The 7,121-nt window shown below is 58.7% G+C and carries 6 protein-coding genes and 2 pseudogenes; 6 read left to right on the forward strand and 2 right to left on the reverse strand.

Going from position 1 to position 7,121, the window contains the following annotated elements; genetic code table 11:
• Positions 1-167: 167 nt before the first annotated feature.
• The 6 genes and pseudogenes from FJ548_RS26960 (at position 168) to FJ548_RS26980 (ending at position 5,384) form a co-directional block, all read left to right on the forward strand.
• Positions 168-2,468 carry a mannose-1-phosphate guanylyltransferase/mannose-6-phosphate isomerase gene (locus FJ548_RS26960; RefSeq protein WP_140779470.1) on the forward strand — a complete coding sequence of 767 codons (2,301 nt, stop codon included), beginning with the start codon at positions 168-170 and terminating at the stop codon, positions 2,466-2,468.
• 438 nt (positions 2,469-2,906) lie between these two features.
• Entirely contained in the window at positions 2,907-3,188 is a 282-nt protein-coding gene (locus FJ548_RS26965; RefSeq protein ID WP_023781606.1) for a hypothetical protein, read from the forward strand.
• 215 nt (positions 3,189-3,403) lie between these two features.
• Positions 3,404-4,039: a Crp/Fnr family transcriptional regulator gene (locus FJ548_RS26970; protein WP_246678782.1), complete on the forward strand. Its 636-nt coding sequence runs from the start codon at positions 3,404-3,406 to the stop codon at positions 4,037-4,039.
• A gap of 82 nt (positions 4,040-4,121) precedes the next feature.
• Positions 4,122-4,247 (forward strand): annotated as a pseudogene (locus tag FJ548_RS30595) (IS630 family transposase); the annotation flags it as partial.
• Between the two features lie 646 nt (positions 4,248-4,893).
• Positions 4,894-5,016 (forward strand): annotated as a pseudogene (locus FJ548_RS26975) (DUF779 domain-containing protein); the annotation flags it as partial.
• 152 nt (positions 5,017-5,168) lie between these two features.
• Positions 5,169-5,384 carry a DUF1858 domain-containing protein gene (locus FJ548_RS26980; RefSeq protein WP_140779472.1) on the forward strand — a complete coding sequence of 72 codons (216 nt, stop codon included), beginning with the start codon at positions 5,169-5,171 and terminating at the stop codon, positions 5,382-5,384.
• Here FJ548_RS26980 and FJ548_RS26985 read toward each other — a convergent pair.
• Both FJ548_RS26985 and FJ548_RS26990 read right to left on the reverse strand, forming a co-directional pair.
• The gene (locus tag FJ548_RS26985; protein ID WP_140779473.1) at positions 5,381-6,085 is read right to left on the reverse strand and encodes a Crp/Fnr family transcriptional regulator; all 705 of its coding nucleotides are present in this window, start codon (positions 6,083-6,085) and stop codon (positions 5,381-5,383) included. The genes FJ548_RS26980 and FJ548_RS26985 overlap by 4 nt on opposite strands.
• Before the next feature lie 53 nt (positions 6,086-6,138).
• Complete coding sequence (locus tag FJ548_RS26990) at positions 6,139-6,696, reverse strand: DUF3644 domain-containing protein (protein ID WP_140779474.1); 558 nt, start codon at positions 6,694-6,696, stop codon at positions 6,139-6,141.
• Positions 6,697-7,121: the final 425 nt, after the last annotated feature.

Here is a 7,121-nt window from a genome sequence, read left to right on the forward strand (position 1 = left end):
CGCCGGGGCCACAGTGACAGCCTCGACGGAGAAGCCTATAATCCGGCTCTGGTGCGCTGCTCCGTCCAAAGGGCGCCACGACATGGCCGATGCTCTCGACCTGCAGTTGCGCCAAGATCCATAGGTCGGAGCCAGTAGTTAGAGATTTCTTGAGAAGGGACTCGAGTATGGCATCCGAGCTGGTGTGTTTTGTCATGAGCGGGGGCGTGGGCTCGCGCCTGTGGCCACTTTCGCGCGAAGACAATCCAAAGCAATTCCACGACCTTTCGGGCGACGGTTCAATGCTCGCAAAGACTGTCCGGCGGCTCAAGGCGCGGCCCGACAATCAGACCCCAATCTACCTGATCGCTTCCGAACGACATGCCGATCGCGTTATCTCTGACATTGCTTCGCTCGGCCTGAACGGCGGTAAACCGATCTTCGAGCCTGTCGGTCGCAATACCGCCGCAGCCGTGGCCATAGCCACCCTGCAGACAATCTCGGAACATGGCAGCGATGCACTTGTGCTCGTGGTTCCCTCCGATCATGAAATATCGACCGACGCGCAATTCTGGGAGACCGTCGAGTCGGGCGTTCCTGCCGCCGAGTCAGGGAGCATCATCGTGTTCGGCATCAAGCCAACGCATGCGGAAACTGGATACGGCTACATCGAAGTTGCAGGAACTGATGACCGCGTGGCTGCAGTTTCGCGCTTCGTCGAAAAGCCCAACGCCGAGACAGCGCGCAAATACGTATCGTCAGGGCGATTCTACTGGAATGCCGGCATTTTCCTGTTTCGTGCCGACACCATGCGTCGGGCGTTTCTCGAGTTCCAGCCGGACATCTGGGAAACTGCAGAACGGGCCCACAAGACTGCACGCACGGACCTCTCGGGTATCTGTCTCCCCCAGGGCTTCTACTCGGCCGTCCCCTCCACCTCGATCGACTATGCCGTCATGGAGCATGCACGCGATATTGCAATGGTTACAGCTTCCTTCCGCTGGAACGACCTTGGGTCGTGGCAATCGCTGCTCGAAGCGAGCCCGACAGACGGCAATGGCAATGTCGTTATGGGCGACATCGTCGCCATGGACTGCGACAGCTCCTACCTTAGAAGTCAAGGCAGGCTGCTGACCGTCATCGGCATGAAGGGGGTGGCGGTAGTAGCGACACCGGACGCGGTGTTCGTCGCCCCTGTCAGCCACAGTCAGAACGTGAAGAAGGTCGTCGAGCAGTTGGAAAAGAGCGGACGGCTTGAGACGAAGTACACGCCCTCGGGAGACCGGGTCATCATCAACGGCTCCTGGCGCAAGCGCGTCGAACATTGGCTCTTCAACGAAACCCTGCCGCTTTGGTCCACCGTAGGGGTCGATGATGTGAACGGCGGCTTTCACGAGGCGCTCGGTTTCGACACAAGGCCGCTGGGGAAGCCCAAGCGCATGCGCACCATGGCTCGCCAGATCTACGCCTTCGCGGTGGCCAAGGAACGCGGCTGGGCGGGACCAGCCAACAAGCTGATCGACCACGGCATCGACTTCATTGCCAAACATGGCCGTACCACCCGGGGCGGCTGGGTGCGCACCCTTAATGTCAATGGCAGCGTGGCTGACCCTGCGGAGGACGCATACGATCATTCCTGCGTACTCCTGGCACTTTGCCATGCTCATCGATGCGGCCATCGCGAGGCCTTGCGACTGGCGCAAGAGACATTTCATTTCATCGACGCGCATCTCGAAGACGACCGTCTGAACGGCTTCCTGGATACCTCCGGCTCCAACGGGATGCGGTTTTCGAACCCGCACATGCACATGCTGGAGGCTTTCCTTGCGTGGCATGGCGTTACTGGCGACCGCACCTATCTGCGCCGGGCGGCTCGCGTGGTCGATCTCTTCAGATGCCATTTCTTCGACCAGGAGAGCTGGACGGTAGGGGAAAATTTCGACGTCGACTGGCTACCTTTGCCTGGAGAAAAAGGCCTGTCGACCGAACCCGGCCACCATTTCGAATGGGCTTCGCTTCTCATCGATTTCGCTCAAAAAAGCGGACAAAAGGACTTGGCCAGTTATGCACGGAAGCTCTATTCGTCCGCGATCGCCAGCGGATTGAATCGGGCTACGGGTCTGGCTTACGCGGCTGTGTCGCGGCAGGGAATGCCCATCGACCGGCTCTCCCGCAGTTGGCCGCAATGCGAGGCTATCAAGGCAGCCATAGCCTTGGACGGCATAGGCGGGCCTGATTTGAAACCAGAGATAGAGGCCCGTGTCGCCCGCCTCTTTCGATGGCATATCGATCCCGCCCCCCTTGGCTTGTGGATCGACAGAATTGACGAGCGCGGAAGATCACAGGCAACGGAGGTTCCCGCCAGCATTTTCTACCACTTGGTGACGGCCTTGATGCAGTATTTGGACAAGACCGAAGGGCAGATCGAATCTTTCCCGATGCCGGCTTTGGGCCTGGGCAAGAGCTTCGCCGCGCGGGCTCTGGGCTAAGCCTCACGGTCTGCCCCACACTATTCATCCGGCTGGGTACGGAAGAAGATTCGACGGCGTGGCAGGCCAGCGATGTACGCGCCCGTCCAATCAAAGGTGGCGAGACCCGTCGCTGACGGCAAGCGGCGACCCCGTTAGCTGGGTAAGTGACCATGGTTTCTCTGATAAAAGACTTGTCGCCGTTCTCCGATGCGACGTCTTAGCGGCGACGGCGGTGTCGTGGTGTCCCAAGGTGGAAGGGCAAGCTACGGCTAATTCGGTACGCCTGCCTCTGTGTCGTCGCTCCAAACCGGGATAGCATGCTTACAATATGTCTAAAGGGACGCACAGATTGAGCTTTTCCAATCTCGTTGCCGCCGCGGATCGCGATTAAATCGCTCAAGGCGAGGTGATGTGAGTCCAAACACCCTTCTTGTCCGGACAGTTGAGAAGCATACTATGGCAAAAAAGAAATCGCGTACTAGGCCCAGCAGTGATCTCTTGAAATTGCTGGCCACCAGGCCTCGAGCTGTTGCCCTTGCCGCGTTGCACGTAAGTGAATCGGTGCTGCTTGAACTTGAGGCATCGGAATTGTTGTCGGCAAGACAGATAAGAGGGTTGCTCAAGGACGCATCAAAGACCTTGCGGAATGCCGCCGGCCAAGTGGACAATCGCAGCAGCTTCATCGCCGCCGAAATAGTCGATTCCATGCAAGAAACTTTCACAAGAAATAAAAGCTAGCTGCGGGGTTGCGACGCACAACGCTTGCTTTCGCATGCTGGTAGCTGCGACGTCGCACGGGTACCCATCACGCCAAATTTAATGTACATTCGATCCGTTGGGGATAGAAAGGAAGACATCGGGCGGGCTTATAGATGTTGTACGCTTCACAGTCTTTGGGCGGGAATGAAAAGCGGTCATCGTATATCAGGCTTGCCGACGAAGATTCGGCGCTCATGAAGACGCTGGGGTTCACATCGAAGCGTTATCCACCCGAGACAGTCATTTTCAGCCAGGGTGAGGACAACGATCGCGTATTCATAGTCGAGTCGGGCTGGGGTTGTCTGTCGCACGAACTTGCAGGGGGGCAGCGACAGATCCTGGATTTTGCCTTGAAAGGCGATCTCGTCCTGTCCCGGTCGAGCGGGGGTGGCGCGCTTGAAACGTTTGTTGCTCAAACCGAACTGAACGTCTTGGTAGCCTCGACCAAGACATTTACGCTCGCAGCCATGAAATCCCCCCATCTTTTCTCTCTGATCGTCGAGGCTCTTGGGCACAAGGGTGCCGTCATCGCAGAACATCTCACCAATGTTGGACGTCGCAGTGCCTTGGCGCGGACCGCACATCTGTTTCTCGAATTGAGGGCGCGCCTGGAACACATAGGCTCCGTCACCCGCGATAGCTATGAATGCCCTTTGACCCAGTACGATCTCGCGGACGCCCTCGGCCTCACTCCGATTCATGTCAACAGGATGCTGCGCGAACTGCGCGAGCGTAAATTTCTCGAATTCCGGCAAGGCCGTGTTCGCGTGCTCGATCTACGAGGCATGACGGAATATGCGGGTTTCGAATGCAGCTATATCGACAGTTGACATCTGGCTGTAGGAGCAACTTGGCATCCAGATGCGTCCTGAGCGAGGTGCGCATTGCCGTCCTGCGGCAAGGCGGGCAAAAGGGCAAGTGGTTGCGGGTTTGGCTCCGCACGGCCATTGGCGCAGGCTGACCCTTCCCGGCGCATTGCGCCGGGGCCGGCTCGAAGCCTTGCGTGTTCGACCGCCCATCTACGGGCAGTGCTTCCGCGGCGCCGGCTTGGTGATTTCCATCTCCCTTTAGCTGCTGGCCAGCAAAGCCCTCGTCGTAGCCTTTTGGGGCAAATATTGGTGTCCGCAACCAAACCTATGGCGCAGCGCCGATGCCGCCGGTGCGCCGTTCGCTCATCGCGGCGTTGTCAAATCCACATGCAAGCAGCTTTGCTAGCGCGAGCTACATCCCCTGATTGGACATGACCTGGAATGGCCGGTGCGGTCTGGAGTGTTGGGATGCGGGCCACACCGGCCATCGCGGTCGGGGGGCCTCCCGCAAGGATTGGTATATCTTATATTAGCTACAGTGCAATTAAGCCTATCGGACGACCACCACCATCGCCGCGAACGGGAAGGATTCGAGTGCAGACCGAGCATTGCGGACTTGCTGTTCAGACCGAGTTGGAGACCGTCGGGAATGCCGATTGCGGCGACTCGACACAGCGCGTTCCCTCCTCTGTACTGAGCCTCAGCCTGGGGAAGGCGAACGCTTTGCGGGCGCTTTGCCGCCTTGGTTCTGCTCAGGGGCAACCTTCAGCGGCGTTGGTTGACTGTTCTAGCACCTGCCGATGATTGCCATTGTTGGGATGCTCTGGACATCACCTCGGCTAACGCCCCGATGCTGGAACGTCGGCATGGAAACACACACCGATCTCATCATCGACGTCGTGCCCGGTCGCGGCGGAATGTTCTCGCTCGACAACGGGCGGGAGAAGCGGTTCCTGACGCGATCGATGGTCTGTAATGTTGAGCCAGGAGCCAGCTGATCTGCCGGCCTGCGGGTTTTTCCGGAGCGCCGGCCCCCTGAGGCGACATGTGCCTCCTCCCAGCCAAGCAGGCTGCTCCCTGTTTGTTTCAGCGCAACGAGCAGTCCGGAAGGACGGCGCAAGATGTCCGCTTTCAAACGCGGGCGAGCGGCATGGAACGCAAATTCGGCGACGATGCGACGATGGACGAAATCATGCGGAAGGCGCCGGCGGCGATCCGCATCGTGTTGCAGCACGGCATGCTTTGTGTCGGCTGCCCTATTGCCTCGTTTCACACCATTTCCGATGCAGCTCGGGAGCACGACCTGAATGAAGAAGAACTACGCTGCGATCTGCTCGCGGCGATAGATGGCGGCGACCCGGACTAGCCCTTTTCCACGCGGCCTTCCGCGACCAAGAGGAGCCGGTGCGGTTCGACCACCGTCACCTTCTGACGCCCGCTTTCGACCAGTCCCTGGTCTTCCCAGGCCGAGAGCAGCCGGCTCACCGTATGCAGCGTCGTTCCAGTCATCTCGGCTATGTCCTGGCGTGAAATCGGGAAGTCGATCAAGATCCCCTCCTCCGTCTTTCTGCCTGACTGCTTGACCAGCTTGAGCAACGCATGCGCGATGCGCTGTTCCACCTGTTCGGTGGACATTTCGACGACGCGCGTGTGTGCGTCCTGCAGCCTTGTCCCTACGCTCTTGTAGGTGTTGGCAGTGAAACTGGGGAAGTTGGCCGCGAATGTCGGCCAGAGCTGGCTCGGCCAGGCCAGAACCACGCAATCGACGGCGGCAATCGCATTTGCCGGATAGGTGGCGCGGCCCAGCGCATGGGCGATGCCCAGCAATTCGCCTGGACTTATGTAGCGGACAGTCACGTCCTGACCATCCGGCGTCGATTTCACCACGCGCACATGTCCGTCGAGCAGCAGGAAAAAGGAATGGGCGTCCTGCTCCTGTTCGAACACCAGCTGATCCTTCGCGATCCTCGTGGATCTTGCCTGTCCGACGATGCGGTCGAGATCTGCGGCGGCCATGCCCTCGAAGATGGAGAGCCCGGCAATCAGCGAGCGATCGAGGCTGGCCAACCGTATTACTCCTTCATCGCCACAACGCGTCCAGATCATTTGGCCGGACTGTGTCATGGGCGACCGACTGGCGGCAAGTGATGCACAGTCGAGCGATGCTCAATCTCATGCCGTATCTCTAGCAATAGCTCGAGATTCTGCCGTACCGCCTTGGCGACGGGCAGCTGGTCGTTGCGCAAGCATTTGCCGAGTTCCCAATAGGCTTCCGCGCCGCTTGCCAATACCTTGGGTGCGCCGTTGATTTTGTAGCGATAGTCGATCTCTTCGCGTTTGCACCAAGCATGGCAGAGGTAGGTCCATGCGACCATGGCTGTGGTGATGAAGATCTCTGCGCGGAAATGGAGGCCCGCTGAGTTGAAGTTATGGACTGCGGCGATCATTCTCTCGCGGGCCTTCACGAGCAGCTCGTCGCCCCTTAGGCTGAGGCCCGTCTCACCGTCCACATCCGGCCAACAGTTTAGGAATTCGGCAAGTTGCTCCGAATTGGCTGGCTTGATCGCCTTGTGCTTTGCTTCCGACCGGATTTCCGAAATCTGCCGATGATTGATCGAGCGCGTCGGCCGGGTGAAATAGGCAAGGACCTGGTCGTTATTATTCTTGGTCGCGAGCATTGCCTTGACCAGTGCTACTTCCCAGCGTTCAAGATGACGCCCCTTTTCCAGTTTGGCATGGCTTGAAGATCCTGCTTTTAGTTACCCAAGAGGGCGCGCCGAGTTGGTCCCGGTCGAAGCGGCAAGTCACCTCATCGGCCAGCGACTGGAGCCTGCCGTCTAGGCAATCGTAGGGGCAGCAGTCACGAACGTGCGATACTATCGACGCGGCCTTCACTGTTGTGCGTGCGCAACCATGACAGCAAGGCCTTCGTTGTTTCTGCGCCCTGCGGAGAAGGTGTCGGAGTGATTTCGAGCAATCGGATCATGCGTGTCGTTTGCTCGTTGTCTAAGCGCACGGTTGTCCTCTCACTAGAGCATCGGGCGATTAACATGCAACGTAGCCTGCCTGTTTGAGATAGTTCCAGCATTCGGTTGGATCGAAC

The organism is Mesorhizobium sp. B2-4-17 (assembly GCF_006441275.1).
In the GTDB taxonomy this organism is placed as follows: Bacteria; Pseudomonadota; Alphaproteobacteria; order Rhizobiales; family Rhizobiaceae; genus Mesorhizobium.